13 protein-coding genes and 1 pseudogene are annotated in these 15,816 nt (G+C 67.4%); all 14 read left to right on the top strand.

The window, feature by feature from the left end:
* The first annotated feature begins 59 nt into the window (after positions 1–59).
* On the top strand, positions 60–812 hold the full coding sequence (locus HGK58_RS11125; protein WP_168627628.1) for an amino acid ABC transporter ATP-binding protein: 753 nt from the start codon (positions 60–62) through the stop codon (positions 810–812).
* Between the two features lie 69 nt (positions 813–881).
* Positions 882–1,718, top strand: a complete 837-nt coding sequence (locus HGK58_RS11120; RefSeq protein ID WP_227412057.1) for a glutamate ABC transporter substrate-binding protein — start codon at positions 882–884, stop codon at positions 1,716–1,718.
* A 72-nt stretch (positions 1,719–1,790) separates the two neighbouring features.
* Positions 1,791–2,438, top strand: coding sequence for an amino acid ABC transporter permease (locus HGK58_RS11115; protein WP_168627626.1), 648 nt, complete (start codon positions 1,791–1,793; stop codon positions 2,436–2,438).
* Positions 2,435–3,361: an amino acid ABC transporter permease gene (locus HGK58_RS11110; protein WP_168627625.1), complete on the top strand. Its 927-nt coding sequence runs from the start codon at positions 2,435–2,437 to the stop codon at positions 3,359–3,361. Before HGK58_RS11115 ends, HGK58_RS11110 begins: the two co-directional genes overlap by 4 nt.
* Positions 3,362–3,372: 11 nt before the next feature.
* The gene (gene pheS / locus HGK58_RS11105; RefSeq protein WP_168627624.1) at positions 3,373–4,410 is read left to right on the top strand and encodes a phenylalanine--tRNA ligase subunit alpha; all 1,038 of its coding nucleotides are present in this window, start codon (positions 3,373–3,375) and stop codon (positions 4,408–4,410) included.
* Entirely contained in the window at positions 4,410–6,920 is a 2,511-nt protein-coding gene (gene pheT, locus HGK58_RS11100) for a phenylalanine--tRNA ligase subunit beta (protein WP_168627623.1), read from the top strand. The genes pheS and pheT overlap by 1 nt, the downstream gene beginning before the upstream one ends.
* A gap of 30 nt (positions 6,921–6,950) precedes the next feature.
* Positions 6,951–7,997 carry an N-acetyl-gamma-glutamyl-phosphate reductase gene (argC, locus tag HGK58_RS11095; protein ID WP_168627622.1) on the top strand — a complete coding sequence of 349 codons (1,047 nt, stop codon included), beginning with the start codon at positions 6,951–6,953 and terminating at the stop codon, positions 7,995–7,997.
* Complete coding sequence (gene argJ, locus HGK58_RS11090) at positions 7,994–9,145, top strand: bifunctional glutamate N-acetyltransferase/amino-acid acetyltransferase ArgJ (RefSeq protein ID WP_168627621.1); 1,152 nt, start codon at positions 7,994–7,996, stop codon at positions 9,143–9,145. Before argC ends, argJ begins: the two co-directional genes overlap by 4 nt.
* A complete protein-coding gene (gene argB / locus HGK58_RS11085; protein ID WP_168627620.1) occupies positions 9,145–9,987 on the top strand; it encodes an acetylglutamate kinase in 843 nt (280 codons plus the stop codon). The genes argJ and argB overlap by 1 nt, the downstream gene beginning before the upstream one ends.
* Complete coding sequence (locus HGK58_RS11080; protein ID WP_168627619.1) at positions 9,984–11,165, top strand: acetylornithine transaminase; 1,182 nt, start codon at positions 9,984–9,986, stop codon at positions 11,163–11,165. Before argB ends, HGK58_RS11080 begins: the two co-directional genes overlap by 4 nt.
* Positions 11,162–12,085 (top strand): ornithine carbamoyltransferase, encoded by a 924-nt coding sequence (gene argF, locus HGK58_RS11075; RefSeq protein WP_168627618.1) that lies wholly within the window; start codon positions 11,162–11,164, stop codon positions 12,083–12,085. The genes HGK58_RS11080 and argF overlap by 4 nt, the downstream gene beginning before the upstream one ends.
* Positions 12,086–12,242: 157 nt before the next feature.
* On the top strand, positions 12,243–13,445 hold the full coding sequence (locus HGK58_RS11070) for an argininosuccinate synthase (RefSeq protein WP_168627617.1): 1,203 nt from the start codon (positions 12,243–12,245) through the stop codon (positions 13,443–13,445).
* 2 nt (positions 13,446–13,447) lie between these two features.
* Positions 13,448–14,857 (top strand): argininosuccinate lyase, encoded by a 1,410-nt coding sequence (gene argH, locus HGK58_RS11065; protein WP_168627616.1) that lies wholly within the window; start codon positions 13,448–13,450, stop codon positions 14,855–14,857.
* A 4-nt stretch (positions 14,858–14,861) separates the two neighbouring features.
* Positions 14,862–15,092, top strand: a pseudogene (locus HGK58_RS11060) (DNA-3-methyladenine glycosylase); the annotation flags it as partial.
* Positions 15,093–15,816: the final 724 nt, after the last annotated feature.

Genomic DNA, 15,816 nt, shown 5'->3' with positions numbered 1-15,816 from the left:
TCGATCACAACCGGCGTTTTGGTTTGACCGCATAGTGCGCGCTGTGGTCAACTGATCAAATGCAAGGAAGCGCAACCGATCCTCTCGTTGTGATCGACGAGGTCAATAAGCACTATGGCGATCTTCATGTGCTGAAGGACATCAACACGACCGTCCGTCGCGGCGAGGTCGTCGTGGTGATCGGCCCGAGCGGTTCCGGCAAGTCGACGCTCTGTCGAGCGATCAACCGCCTCGAGACGATCGACTCGGGCACGATCACGATCGACGGCAAGAAGCTGCCCGAAGAGGGCAAGGGACTCGCCCAGTTGCGCGCCGATGTCGGCATGGTCTTCCAGTCGTTCAACCTGTTCGCGCACAAGACCGTGCTCGAGAACGTCACGCTCGGCCCCCGCCAGGTGCGCGGAATGAGCAAAGCGGATGCCGACAAGCAGGCGATGCAGCTCCTCGAGCGCGTCGGTGTCGCCAACCAGGCGAACAAGCTTCCCTCCCAGCTGTCCGGCGGGCAGCAGCAGCGTGTCGCCATCGCGCGGTCACTTGCCATGGACCCGAAGCTGATCCTGCTCGACGAGCCGACGAGTGCGCTCGACCCGGAGATGATCAACGAGGTGCTCGAGGTGATGATCGGGCTGGCAAAGGACGGCATGACCATGGTCGTCGTCACCCACGAGATGGGCTTCGCGCGCAAGGCTGCCAATCGCGTGCTGTTCATGGCCGAGGGTGAGATCGTCGAAGAAGCCACCCCCGAGCAGTTCTTCTCGAACCCGCAGACGCCGAGAGCGAAGGATTTCCTCTCGAAGATCCTTACTCACTGACCGGTGAGCTAAGAAACACAGCATCTAGGAGGAACCATGAGACTCAAAAAGGGTCTGATGATTTCAGCAATGGCTTTGACGGGCGCACTCGCGCTCGCAGGCTGCGCCGACACTGGCACCCCGGGCACCGCGCCCGAGCCCAACACCGAGGTCGAGTTCGAGGCCGGCACAACGATGGCCGCGCTCAACGAGGCCGGAACGATCAAGATCGGCACCAAGTTCGACCAGCCGCTGTTCGGCCTGGTTGGCCCTGACGGCAAGCCCGTCGGATTCGATGTCGAAATCGGCAAGCTCGTTGCAGCAGCGCTCGGCATCCCCGAGGACGGCATCGAGTGGGTTGAGACCGTTTCGGCGAACCGTGAGGCGTTCATCGAGAACGGCACCGTCGACATCGTCATCGCGACGTACACGATCAACGACGCCCGCAAGGAAGTTGTCTCGTTCGCCGGGCCGTACTACAACGCTGGTCAGGACATCCTCGTTCTCGCGGGCAACCCCGAGGGCATCACCGGCCCCGCGGACCTCGAGGGCAAGAACGTCTGCAGCGTCGCGGGTTCGACGTCAGAGAAGAACATCGCCGAGTACGGGGTGAACCTCATCACGAGCGACACGTACTCGAACTGCCTTGAGCCGCTGCGCCAGGACCGCGTGATTGCCGTCACCACCGACAACGTCATCCTGGCCGGCCTCGCCGACCAGAATGAGGGCGAGTTCGAGGTTGTCGGCAACCCGTTCACCGAGGAGCCCTACGGCATCGGCCTCGCGCTCGATGACGACGAGTTCCGCAACTTCATCAACGACGTGCTCGAAGCAGCGTACGAGGATGGCAGTTGGGTGGCCGCGTGGGAGTCCACCGCGGGCAAGGTGCTGAAGACACCGGAGCCCCCGGCAGTCAACCGCTACTAAGTCACACCACAGTGGGCCCATCCGCGCCAGCGGGTGGGCCCACCGTGACCACACAGTTGGGAGAGGGGATGCATGGACGCGATCATTGACGTGACGCCGGCATACCTTGCGGGATTCTGGACCACCCTGCAGCTGCTGGTGATCTCCGGAATCGGAGCCTTCATCGTCGGAGCGATCATTGCGGTCATGCGGATCTCCCCGGTGCCGTCGCTTCGCGCTTTCGCGACCGTGTACACCGAGGTCCTCAGGAACGTGCCCCTGTTGCTCGTGCTCATGTTCTGTGCGCTCGTGCTGCCGATTCTCGGCTCCGACCTCGACTACTTCCCGCTAGCCCTCATCGGGCTTACCGCCTATACGTCACCGTTTGTGGCCGAGGCGATCCGTTCCGGCTTCAACGGCGTGCCGGTCGGGCAGGCGGAGGCCGCGCGAAGCATCGGCATGGGTTTCACCCAGACGGTCGGTCTCGTCGTTCTTCCGCAGGCGGGACGCATGGTTGTGCCACCACTCATCAACGTCTTCATCGCACTCACCAAGAACACCTCGGTCGCCGGGATCTTCTTCGTCGACGAGCTCTTCAAGCAGACCAACGCTGGCGCGCGTGACAACCCAGACGCGGTCATCCTGATCCTGCTGTACGCGGCGCTGCTGTATCTGTGCATTACGGTTCCCCTCGGACTCATCGCGGGCGCCATCGAGAAGAGAGTGGTGGTGATGAGATGAGCCTGACCGTTCTCTATGACGCGCCGGGACCGAAAACCCGTCGCCGCTCGATGATCGCGTCCATCGTCGGTGTCATTGTGATCATCGCGTTCTTCTTCTGGATGTACGTGACGCTTGCTGCACCGCGTGTGAACGAGACCAGCGGCGTCACCACCCCCGGCATGTTCGATCCGTCGCGCTGGGACATCATGGCCGACCCGGTCGTCTGGCAGTCATTCGGCGAAGCCACTGTCAACACGCTTCGCATGGCGGCGGTCGCCGCTGTTCTCGCCCTCATGATCGGCATCCTGTTCTCGTTCGGTCGAGCCGCGCGGATCACCTGGGTGCGAGTGGTAACCGGTGTGATCCTGGAGTTCGTCCGCGGCATCCCTGTGCTGCTCATGATCTTCTTCGTGTTCCTCGTCTTCACCGCAGGCTCGTACTGGTCCGGTGTCTTCGGCCTGGCGCTGTACAACGGTGCGATCATCGGCGAGGCATTGCGCGCCGGCATCCGGTCGCTTCCTCGCGGACAACGCGAGGCGGGCCTCTCCGTCGGCCTGACCCCGATGAAGTCATGGATCCTGATCGAGTTCCCGCAGGCTTTCCGGCAGATGCTGCCGATCATCCTGGCCCAGCTCGTCGTGCTGCTGAAGGACACATCGCTCGCGTACATCGTGAGCTACCCGGAGCTTGCGCGCACGATCAGCAACAACCGCAACTTCTACGGCAGCCGCTACATGTTCACGCTGTTTGTCGTCGGGTTGGTCATCTACCTGGCGTTGAACCTGACGGTCTCGTGGATCGCCCGGTTTGTCGCGCGCCGCAGCGGTCCGCGGCTCGGTAAGGCGGATCTGAACGTTCCGATGGCGTTGGGTGCTGAGGGAACGCGAGCGATCACGCTGCCGGTGCTGGAGCGGGATCGGCCGCCCGACCCGGGCCACTAAACTTGGGTCTCGTGCCTGAACCCGTTATTCCTGAACACGCAGTAGCCGAAGCAGTCGAGAACGCCCTCGCGGCCATCCGCGAGTGCGAGACGCTGAGCGAGCTGAAGTCGGCGCGCTCCGCCCACGCAGGGGAGAATTCGCCGCTCGCGCAGCTGAACTCGCGGTTGCGCGACGTGCCGAACGACCAGAAGGCAGCATCCGGCAAGCTCGTCGGTCAGGCGCGCGCCCGAGTCAACCAGGCGATCGCCGCGCGTGAGGCCGAACTGTTCGAGGCCGAGGAGACCGCGAGACTCGCCGCAGAAGCGGTTGATGTAACGGCCGTCCCGTCGCGCTGGACGGCAGGTGCGCGGCATCCGCTCAGCCTGCTCATGGAGCACATCGGGGACGTGTTCGTCGGCATGGGCTGGGAGATCGCAGAAGGCCCGGAGCTCGAACACGAGTGGTTCAACTTCGACGCCCTCAACACCGACGCCGACCACCCGGCCCGCAGCCTGCAGGACACCTTCTTCGTAGACCCCGCCGATTCGCAGCTTGTGCTGCGCAGCCAGACCTCGACGGTGCAGATCCGCAGCCTGTTGGAGCGTGAACTGCCGGTTTACGTGATCGCGCCCGGCAAGGTGTTCCGCAAGGACGAGCTCGACGCCACCCACACGCCGGTGTTCCACCAGATCGAGGGCATCGCGATCGACCGTGGCCTGACCATGGCGAACCTGCGCGGCACGCTCGAGCACTTCGCGCGCAACATGTTCGGCGCCGAGGCGAAGATCCGGCTGCGCCCCAACTTCTTCCCGTTCACCGAGCCGAGCGCAGAGATGGACGTCTGGCACCCCGGTGCCAAGGGCGGAGCCCGCTGGGTGGAGTGGGGCGGATGCGGCATGGTCAACCGGAACGTGCTGCGCGCGGCCGGAGTCGACCCGGACGAGTACCAGGGCTTCGCGTTCGGCATGGGCGTCGAGCGCACCCTCCAGTTCCGCAACGAACTGAACGACATGAGGGACATGGTCGAGGGCGATATCCGCTTCTCGCAGCAGTTCGGGATGGTGGTGTGATGCGCGTCCCGATCAGCTGGCTGCGTGAGTACGTTGATGTCCCCGAGGACATCACCGCTGAGGGGCTGCAGGCCGCCCTGGTCAAGGTCGGCCTGGAGGAGGAGAGCGCCTACGGCTTCGACGTGACCGGACCGGTCGTCGTCGGGCAGGTGCTCGAGTACGTCGACGAACCGCAGAGCAACGGCAAGACGATCCGCTGGTGCCAGGTCGACGTGGGCGATGGTGAGCCCCGGGGGATCGTGTGCGGCGCGCACAACTTCCACGCCGGCGACAAGGTCGTTGTGTCGCTGCCCGGTGCCGTGCTGCCCGGCCCGTTCCCGATCTCCGCGCGCAAGACCTACGGCCACGTCTCCGACGGCATGATCGCCTCGGTCCGCGAACTCGGCATCGGGGAGGACCACGACGGCATCCTGCGCCTCGCCGAGTTGGGCCTCGACCCGGAGCCGGGCACGGATGCGATCCGCCTGCTCGGCCTGGACGATTGGGCGGTCGAGGTCAACGTGACCACCGACCGCGGGTACGCGCTGTCGATCCGCGGCATCGCCCGTGAGTACTCGCACGCGACCGGCGCGGCATTCCGCGACCCGGCGAAACACCTGCCGGCTGACGATGCCCGCACCGCAGTCGAGGAGACGCCGGTTCCGGTGTCCGTCGACGACCGCTCTCCGATCCGCGGCCGCGTCGGCTGCTCCATCTTCGTGACCCGCGTGGTTCGCGACGTCGACCCGAGCCGGCCGACCCCGGCCTGGATGGTCGCGCGGTTGGCGCTTGCGGGCATCCGGTCGATCTCGCTGCTCGTCGACATCACCAACTACGTGATGGTCGAGCTCGGGCAGCCGATCCACGGGTACGACCTCGACAAGCTCACCGGTGGCATCACGGTGCGCCGTGCGACGCCGGGCGAGAAGCTCACGACGCTCGACGACAAGGAGCGCACACTCAGCCCCGAGGACCTGCTGATCACCGACGACTCCGGGCCGATCGGGCTCGCAGGCGTCATGGGTGGGGCAACCACCGAGATCAGCGACAGCACCACCAATGTGCTGATCGAGGCCGCCAGCTTCGACTCAGTGTCGATCGCCCGTACCGCACGCAGGCACAAGCTGCCCAGCGAGGCGAGCCGCCGCTTCGAGCGGGGCGTGGACCCCGCTGTGGCCGAGCCGGCTGCAGCGCGAGTCGCCCAGCTGCTCGTCGAACTCGCCGGCGGCACCGACACCGGCGCGGTGTACCGCGTCGGCGAGGTTCCGGAGCGCGAGTCGATCTTCCTGCCGCAGGGCTACGTCAACGGCATCATCGGTGCCGACTTCGCTGACGGCGAGATCCTGAACGCCCTGACCCAGATCGGCGCGGCTGTCCAGCCGGTTGACGGCGGACTCACGGTAACGCCGCCAACATGGCGCCCCGACCTGCTCGACCAAGCAGACCTGGCGGAAGAGGCTGCGCGAATCGTCGGCTACGACCGCATCCCATCCGTGCTTCCGGTCGCGCCGCCCGGCCGCGGTCTCACGCGGGAGCAGCGGCTGCGTCGCGCCGCCGCGAATACGCTCGCGGCGGCCGGGCTCACCGAGGTGCTCGCCTACCCGTTCGTCACGACCGCAGCCAACGCGACGTTCGGAACCCCTGACGGCTCGCCTGCGCACGCGTTCACCCTCGTGAACCCGCTCGACCCGACGTCACCCGAGCTGCGCACGAGCCTCGTCCCCGGGCTCATCGACATCGCCAGGCGCAACCTGTCCCGCGGCTTCGTCGACTTGCGGATCTTCGAGGCGGGCGTGGTGTACCTGCGGGACCCGGAGCGTCGCTACGGACTGGCGACGATCCCGAGCGGAACGGCCAAGCCGAGCGATGACGAGCTCGCCGCTTTGGCCGAGCAGATCCCGCAGCAGCCGCTGCGGATCGGCGCGCTGTTCGTCGGCAACACCATTGAACGTCAGCCCGGTCAGGGTGCCGTTCCCGCGGGACTCAGCGACGCGCTTGACGCCGCCCATCAGGTGGCGTTCGCGGTCGGCGCCGAGCTGCGCATCCGTCAGGGCAGCCACGCCGCGCTGCACCCGGGCCGCACAGCGGAGCTCCTCGTCGACGAAACTCGCGTCGGATTCGCCGGCGAGCTGCTGCCCGCGCTTGCCGAGGAGCACGACCTCCCACGCGTCGTCGCCGTTGTCGAGCTCGACCTGGGTGCGCTGATCGACCTGGCACCGCGAGAAGTTGTGCCGACCCCGATCTCCGGCTACCCGGCGGCCACACAGGATGTGTCACTGGTCGTCGACCAGGCGGTGCCGGCGGATGACGTGCTCACTGCACTGATCGACGGCGCGGGCGAACTGCTCGAGCAGGCTCACCTCGTCGACGACTACCGCGGGACCGGCCTTCCGGATGGCGCGAAGTCGCTCACGTTCGCCCTGCGGTTCCGTGCGCCCGACCGCACGCTCACCGCGGCGGAGGCGACCGAGACCAAGCTCGCGGGCGTTGCCGTCGCGGCCGAGCGGCACGGCGCGAGCCTTCGCGACTGAGGCTCCCAGGTCGGACGGTAGATTTAGAGGATGGCTTTTTCGGTAGCAATAGCCGGCGCAAGCGGCTACGCAGGCGGCGAACTGCTGCGCCTGCTCGCGGCACACCCTGAACTCGACGTGCGAACGGTCACCGCGAACCAGAACGCCGGCCAGCCGCTGCTCGCGGTGCACCCGCACCTGCGCTCCTACGAGAAGCTCGTGCTGCAGGAGACCAAGCCCGACCTGCTCGCTGGCCACGACGTCGTCTTCATGGCGATGCCGCACGGCAAGTCCGGGGCGCTGACCGAGAGCCTTCCCGCGTCCACGCTCGTGATCGACTGCGGCGCCGACCACCGGCTGACGAGCGAAGAGGACTGGGCGAAGTTCTACGGCGGCGAGTACCACGGGGCATGGACCTACGGACTTCCAGAGCTGGTGCTCGGCGACGGCAGCAAGCAGCGCGACCGTCTCGCCGGCGCCCACCGCATCGCGGTACCCGGATGCAACGTCACCGCGATCACGCTGGGACTGGCTCCCGGCATCCGGGATCGCGTCATCATGGCCGACGATGTGGTGGCCGTGCTCGCGGTCGGCACCTCCGGCGCGGGTAAGAGCCTGCAGCCGCACCTGCTGGCAAGCGAGATCATGGGCTCGGCTAGCGCCTACGCGGTCGGCGGCGTGCACCGACACACGCCCGAGATCCGCCAGAACCTGACCGCCGCGGGCGGGCGGAACGTGACCGTCTCCTTCACACCGGTGCTCGTGCCGATGTCGCGCGGCATCCTCGCAACGTCGACTGCACGCCTCGCACCGGGCATCAGCGCCGCCGAGGCGCGCGCCGCATGGGAGCGCGCATACGAGGACGAGACGTTCGTGCAGCTGCTGCCGGCAGGGCAGTTCCCGAAGAGCTCTGACACCGTTGGCGCCAACACCGCACTGGTCGGCTTCGCGGTCGACGAGGCAGCTGGCCGGGTCGTGACCGTCACCTCCATCGACAACCTCACGAAGGGCACCGCGGGCGCGGCGATCCAGGCAGCAAACGTCGCGCTCGGGCTGCCGGAGGGCACCGGGCTCCCGCTCAACGCGGTGGCGCCGTGAGTGTCACCACGCCGCTCGGCTTCGAGGCTGCTGGCGTCGCTGCCGGGCTGAAGGCGTCCGAGGCGCCCGACCTCGCGCTTGTCGTGAACCGCGGCCCGCGTCAATCAGCCGCGGTCGTCTTCACGAGCAACCGGGCGAAGGCCAACCCGATCCTCTGGTCGGAGCGGGTGGCAGCCAACGGCACGGTCTCGGCCATCGTGCTCAACTCGGGCGGGGCGAATTGCTTCACCGGGGAACAGGGCTACCGCACGACAGAGGCCACCGCGCAGGCGGTGGGGCGTGCGCTCGCGGTGTCGCCCGACGACGTGCTGGTGTGCTCCACCGGGCTGATCGGCGAGCAGCTCGATCTACAGAAGCTCGAGTCCGGGGTCGAGGCGGCCGCGGGCGGGCTCAGCCGCGACGGTGGCCAGGACGCCGCGCACGCGATCATGACAACCGACTCGCGCCCGAAGCAGGCGCTGCACGAGGGGCAAGGCTGGTCGATCGGCGGGATGGCGAAGGGCGCGGGCATGCTTGCCCCGGCCCTCGCGACGATGCTCGTCGTGCTGACCACCGACGCCGACCTGGAAGCAGAAGAGCTGGACGAGGCGCTGCTGGGCGCGGTGCGCGTGAGCTTCAACCGGTTGGACTCCGATGGCTGCACCTCCACCAACGATCAGGTGACGTTGCTGGCATCCGGAGCATCCGGCATCCGCCCGACGGTGCGCGAGTTCACCGACGCGCTGACCGCGGTGTGCCTCGACCTCGCCACCCAACTCATGCAGGACGCCGAGGGCGCCAGCCACGACATCACGATCGAGGTGCGCGGCGCCGCGACCGAGGACGACGCGGTCGAGGTGGGCCGCTCTGTCGCCCGCAATAACCTGTTCAAGACCGCCGTGTTCGGCAACGACCCGAACTGGGGCCGGGTACTCGCGGCCATCGGCACGACGAGCGCCGACTTCGACCCGTACGCGGTCGACGTCACGATGAACGGCGTGCGGGTCTGCCACGCCGGTGCTCCCGACGAGCCGCGCGACCGTGTCGACCTCACGCCGCGCGACCTGCACCTCGTGATCGACCTGTTCGCAGGCGAGGCGACAGCCACCGTGCTCACCAATGACCTCACGCACGACTACGTGCACGAGAACAGCGCCTACTCCAGCTGATGACCGACTGGCTCAGCGATCACCACGGCGAGACGGTGGTTGTGAAGTTCGGCGGCAATGCCATGGTCGATGCCGAGCTCGGACGCGCGTTCGCCGAGGACATCGTCGCGCTCAAGCGCGCCGGCCTGACGCCGGTGGTGACCCACGGCGGCGGCCCGCAGATCTCCGCGGCGCTCGAGGCGCGCGGCATCCAGAGCGAGTTCCGGGGTGGGCTGCGCTACACGACACCGGATGCCGTGCTCGTCGTGCGCGATGTGCTCGCCAGCATCGGCCGCGAGCTCGCCGACCGGATCGCAGAGGCGGGCGAGCAGGCGGAAGCCATTGTCGGTGACGAGCGGTCGCTGTTCCTCGGCGCGAAGCGCGGCACCATGGTTGACGGCGAGCCGGTCGATCTCGGTCAGGTCGGCGATGTCGTCGAGGTCGACCCGGTGACCATCGCGGAGACGATCGGAGCCGGCCGCATACCCGTCATCTCCGCGATCGCCCTGGATCGGGATGCGCGCGGCAGCCTGCTCAACGTCAATGCCGACTCGGCCGCGGCATCCGTCGCCATAGCCCTTGGCGCTGACCGGCTGATCATCCTCACTGACGTGCCCGGCCTCTACGGCGACTGGCCGAACCGCGACAGCCTGATCCGCGAATTGGACGCCGCGGCGCTCGAGCGTCTGCTTCCCAGCCTCGAATCTGGCATGATTCCAAAGATGACCGCGTGCCTCCACGCGGTCAGGGGCGGCGTTGCCCGGGCCGCCATCATCGACGGCACCACCAGTCATCCGCTCACGCGAGAGCCCTTCGGCGTCAGCGGCACGACGATTGTCGAAAGGTCAGGGCAGGCAACATGAGCACGTGGCTTCAACGGCACTCCACCGCGATGATGGGCACCTTCGCCCCACCGCTGGCGGTGCTGGAGCGAGGAGTGGGCACCCACGTCTGGGATGTCGACGGCAAGCGCTACCTCGACTTCCTGGCCGGCATCGCCGTCAACTCGCTTGGGCACGCGCATCCGGCGCTCGTGGACGCCGTTAGCCGCCAGATCGCGACGCTCGCGCACGTGTCCAACTACTTCGCGACGCCGTCGCAGATCCGGCTCGCTGAGCGCCTGCGCGAGATCAGCGGCGCGGGTGAGCAGGGGCGGGTGTTCTTCGGCAACTCCGGCACCGAGGCGATCGAGGCGGCACTCAAGCTGGCCAGGCTGAACACGCGGGGCGGGTCGCGCCCGCGCATCCTGACCTTGGGCGGGTCGTTCCACGGCCGCACCATGGGCGCGCTGTCGCTCACCGGCCAGCCGGCGCTGCAGAAGGACTTCGCACCGCTGGTGCCGGGTATCGAGCACATCCACACGAGCATCGAGGCTCTCGAGACGGCGATCGGACCGGATGTCGCGGCGCTGTTCCTCGAGCCGGTCAAGGGTGAGGCGGGCGTCGTCGACCTGCCGGACGGGTTCCTGCAGCGCGCGCGCGAGCTCACGAGCGAGCACGGCGTGCTGCTGATCATCGACGAGATCCAGACCGGCATCGGTCGCACCGGTGCCTGGTTCGCGTTCCAGCACGCCGGGATCATCCCGGATGCGATCACCATCGCCAAGGGCCTCGCCGGCGGTGTGCCGATCGGCGCGCTCGTGACCTTCGGTGAGGCATCCGACCTGTTCCGGGCGGGCCAGCACGGCAGCACGTTCGGCGGGAACCCGCTCGCGGCGACGGCAGGCTTGGCGGTGCTCGACGAGATCGAGGCTTCCGGGCTGATGGAGAACGCCATCCGGCGCGGTGATGAGCTGCGTGATGTCATCCGCGCACTCGACTCGGACCTGGTCGCCGAGGTGCGGGGCAGGGGACTGCTGATCGGCGTCGGCCTCACCAGGCCGGTCGCCAAGGAACTCTCCGCCGCTGCGCTCGCGAACGGCTTGATCATCAACGCGGCGAACGAGAGCAGCATCCGGATCGCGCCGCCGCTGATCATCGGCGACGACGACATCGCCGAGTTCCGTGACCTGTTCGCGCGCTCGCTGGAGGTGACACAGTGACCCGGCACTTCCTGCGCGACGACGACCTCAGCCAAGCGGAGCAGTTGGAGATTCTCGAGCTGGCTAGCCGGCTGAAGCGGGATCGCTTCGCCGAGCGCCCGCTGGAGGGGCCGCGCACCGTCGCGGTGGTGTTCGACAAGTCATCGACGCGCACGCGTGTCAGCTTCGCCGTCGGCATCGCCGAGCTCGGCGGCAACCCGCTCATCATCACGACCGCGAACAGCCAGCTCGGCGGCAAGGAAACCCCGGCCGACACCGCGCGCGTGCTGGAGCGGCAGGTCGCCGCGATCGTCTGGCGCACCTTCGCGCAGGCCGGGCTAGAGGAGATGGCCAACGGCACGCGCGTGCCCGTCGTGAACGGGCTGTCCGATGACTTCCACCCGTGCCAGCTCCTCGCCGACCTGCTCACCATCCGGGAGCACCGGGGCGAGCTCGCCGGGCAGACCGTGACCTTCGTCGGCGACGGCTCGTGCAACATGGCGCAGTCGTACCTGCTCGCCGGTGCCACCGCCGGGATGCACGTGCGCATCGCGGCCCCGGCCGACTACGCGCCGACGCCATCCGTGATCGCCGATGCGGAGCGGGCAGCCGAGCGCACTGGCGGTTCGGTCGCGGTGTTCACCGACCCGCAGCAGGCGGTCGCGGGCGCCGATGTCGTCGTGACCGACACCTGGGTGTCGATGGGGCGCGAGGCCGAGACGGCCGCACGCCTGGAGCAGCTCAGCCGCTACCAGGTGAACGCCGAGCTGATGGAGCTCGCAAAGCCCGACGCGAACTTCCTGCACTGCCTCCCCGCCGACCGCGGGTTCGAGGTCAGTGCAGACGTCCTGGACGGGCCGCGAAGCCTGATCTGGGATGAGGCGGAGAACCGGCTGCACGCCCAGAAGGCGTTGCTGGTGTGGCTGCTGCGACAGGCGTAACCACGAATTCGCGCGGAACTCTTCGCCGAGTTGCCCACTTCGGCCCCACTTTCCGCGGGATTTAGGGGCGGAAGTGGGCAACTGGGTGCGCGAGGACCGCGCCGGAGCGCCAAGGTGGCGGACCGTAGACTTGAACGCGAAATCTTGAAGGAGAACCATGTCAGAACGTGTTGTGCTCGCTTACTCTGGGGGTCTTGACACCTCGGTCGGCATCGGCTGGCTGAAGGATGCGACCGGCAAGGAGGTCGTCGCCCTCGCGGTTGACGTCGGCCAGGGCGGCGAGGACATGGATGTCATCCGTCAGCGCGCGCTCGACTGCGGCGCGGTCGATTCGGTCGTCGTCGACGCGAAGGACGAGTTCGCAAACGACTACCTGATGCCGGCGCTCAAGGCCAACGCGATGTACCAGAAGCAGTACCCGCTGGTCTCCGCGCTCTCGCGCCCGCTCATCGCCAAGTACCTGGCGGCGACCGCGCGCGACCTCGGCGCCAACAGCGTCGCGCACGGCTGCACCGGCAAGGGCAATGACCAGGTGCGCTTCGAGGCCGCTGTCGCGGCCGTCGCGCCCGAGCTGACGAGCATCGCGCCGGTGCGCGACCTCGCGCTCACCCGTGACAAGGCGATCGTCTACGCCGAAGAGAACAACCTGCCCATCGAGCAGTCGAAGAAGAGCCCCTACTCGATCGACAAGAACGTGTGGGGTCGCGCGGTGGAGACCGGCTTCCTCGAGGACCCGTGGAACCCGCCGATCGAGGACATCTACGAGTACACGCAGGACCCGGCCGTCATCAAGGACGCCGACGAGGTCATCATCACCTTCGAGGCAGGCATCCCGGTCGCCATCGACGGCACGCGACTCAGCGCGCTGCAGGTGGTCGAGCGGATGAACGAGCTCGCGGGCAAGCACGGTGTCGGCCGCATCGACATCGTCGAGGACCGGCTGGTGGGCATCAAGAGCCGCGAGGTGTACGAGGCACCGGGCGCCGTCGCGCTCATCGAGGCTCACGAAGCCCTCGAGAACCTCACCCTCGAGCGCGACCTGGCCCGCTACAAGCGGCGCGTTGAGGCCGAGTGGGCCGAGCTCGTCTACGACGGCCTCTGGTTCTCCAGCCTGAAGCGCTCCCTTGACGTCTTCATCGACGACACGCAGAGGTACGTGAGCGGCGACATCCGGATCAAGCTGCAGGGCGGCCGCGCCGTGGTGACCGGGCAGAAGAGCGCGCAGAGCCTGTACGACTTCGACCTGGCCACCTACGACACCGGCGACACGTTCGACCAGTCGCTGTCGAAGGGCTTCATCGAGCTGTGGTCGCTGCCGAGCCGCATCTCGGCGCGCCGCGACCAGGCGGACCAGCAGTAGCGATGACGGAGACCGGCGGCACCAACGAGGGCGCCCTCTGGGGCGGTCGGTTCGAGTCAGGGCCGTCGCCCGAGCTCGCGGCGCTGAGCCGGTCCACTCACTTCGACTGGCAGCTCGCAGAGTATGACATCGCCGGTTCGCGCGCGCACGCCAAGGCGCTGGCCGCCGCGGGCTACTTGAGCGCTGACGAGCTGGAGCGGATGCTCGACGCGCTCCAGAAGCTGCAGACCGGAGTCGAGAATGGCACGGTGCTCCCGCAGCCATCCGACGAGGACGTGCACGGGGCGCTCGAGCGCGAGCTGATCGCGCTCGCCGGCCCCGAGCTCGGCGGCAAGCTGCGCGCCGGTCGGAGCCGTAACGACCAGATCGCCACCCTCGTGCGCCTCTACCTGCTAGATCACGCGAGCGTGATCCGTCACCAGGTGATCCAGCTGGTCGACGCGCTCGCCGCGCAGGCCGATGCGCATCCGGATGCCGTCATGCCGGGGCGCACGCACCTGCAGCACGCGCAGCCGGTGCTGCTCGCGCATCACCTGCTCGCCCACGCGTGGCCGCTCGTGCGCGACCTCGAGCGCCTGCGTGACTGGGCGGCGCGGGCATCCGTGTCGCCGTATGGATCCGGCGCGCTCGCCGGCAGTTCGCTGGGGCTCGACCCGGCGCTGGTGGCCGGCGAGCTTGGGCTCAGCGGGCCGAGCGAGAACTCCATCGACGCCACCGCGGCCCGTGATTTGGTGGCCGAGTTCGCGTTCGTGTGCGCGCAGCTTGGCGTCGACCTGTCGCGCTTCGCCGAGGAGATCATCCTGTGGAACACGCGCGAGTTCGGTTTCGTCACCCTCGATGACGGCTACTCGACCGGCTCGTCGATCATGCCGCAGAAGAAGAACCCGGACATCGCCGAGCTCGCGCGCGGCAAGGCAGGCCGGCTGATCGGCAACCTGACCGGGCTGCTCGCGACCCTGAAGGGGCTGCCGCTCGCGTACAACCGCGACCTGCAGGAGGACAAGGAGCCGGTCTTCGACTCGGTGCAGACCCTCGAGGTGCTGCTGCCCGCCTTCACCGGCATGGTCGCGACCATGCGATTCAACACCGAGCGGATGGCCGAGCTCGCGCCGCAAGGCTTCTCATTGGCGACGGATGTCGCGGAGTGGCTGGTGAAGCGCGGCGTCCCGTTCCGGGATGCGCACGAGATCAGCGGCGCGCTCGTCAGGTTCTGCGAGCAGCACGGGGTCGAGCTGCACGAGCCCAGCGACGAGCAGCTCGCGTCGATCTCCACTCACCTGGCGCCGGAGGTCCGCAGCGTGCTGTCGGTTGGCGGCTCGATCGCCAGCCGGGACGGCGTAGGCGGGACTGCTCCCGCCCGCGTCGCCGACCAGCTGGCCGCACTCACCGCGCGCGTCCGGGCCCTCGCCTGACGCGATGTTCGACCGCGAGCTTCTGACCCGGCCGGCCCTCGAGGTGGCGCCGTACCTGCTCGGCTCGGTGATCAGCAAGGACGGCGTCAGCGTGCGCATCACCGAGGTCGAGGCGTACCTCGGAGCGGTCGACCCCGGCTCGCACGCGTTCCGCGGCAAGAGCAACCGCAACCAGGTGATGTTCGGTGTACCCGGCCACCTGTACACGTACTTCACCTACGGCATGCGTAATTGCCAAACGCATACGTTGGGTCCGGTCGACTTGGAGGCCGTACTCCCCAATGTTTGACACTGTACGAGTGCGTTTGACAGTCTGTCACGATCCGATCGTCAGAAAGTACGACGAGGCGGATCGAGCAGGCTGTCAGAGCAATTGCTGGGAGGAAAATTGAGGGAGACGCCCGTTGCGCCTCGTGGGCTCCTCTTTTTCACGCTCGGTACTTGCTTGGCGCTAGTGAGCGGGTGTTCTGCGATTGCTATAGAACGCTCGCCCGAATCGTTGAAGGAAGGCTCTTCGGCGGAACGGGAATTGTTGACTTGTTTACGCGAGAAGGGGTGGGATGTCGAAATTGGACGTGGCGGAGGTGTCACTACCGAGTTCCCTTCCGAGCAAGCCGATCAGTACGACGCTGCTCAGGCGGAATGTGGCGCAGGCGTTCCCTCCGCTGGGGATCTCGTAGTTACAGACGAGATGCTCACCGATGGGTATGCGCTTCAGATGGCCACTCTCGAGTGTCTGAAAGGGGAGGGTTATGGAGGTTTCCGCGATCCTCCCACGCTGCAGTCGTATATCGACTCGAGGGGTAGTTGGGTTCCGTACGGTGAGCTGCCAGCCATGCCTGAAGATGACTGGATACAGATTCAGCAGATCTGCCCGCAGCCGAATATCTCACCGGACGACTACTGAGCGAGACCTGCCTCAAGGCCAAGTTGGCCCGTGGGATGTGAGTTACCGCTAT

Origin of the sequence: Cryobacterium sp. BB307 (assembly GCF_012274275.1) — a bacterium.
GTDB lineage: Bacteria > Actinomycetota > Actinomycetes > Actinomycetales > Microbacteriaceae > Terrimesophilobacter.
This window is presented reverse-complemented; position numbering and strand designations above follow the sequence as displayed.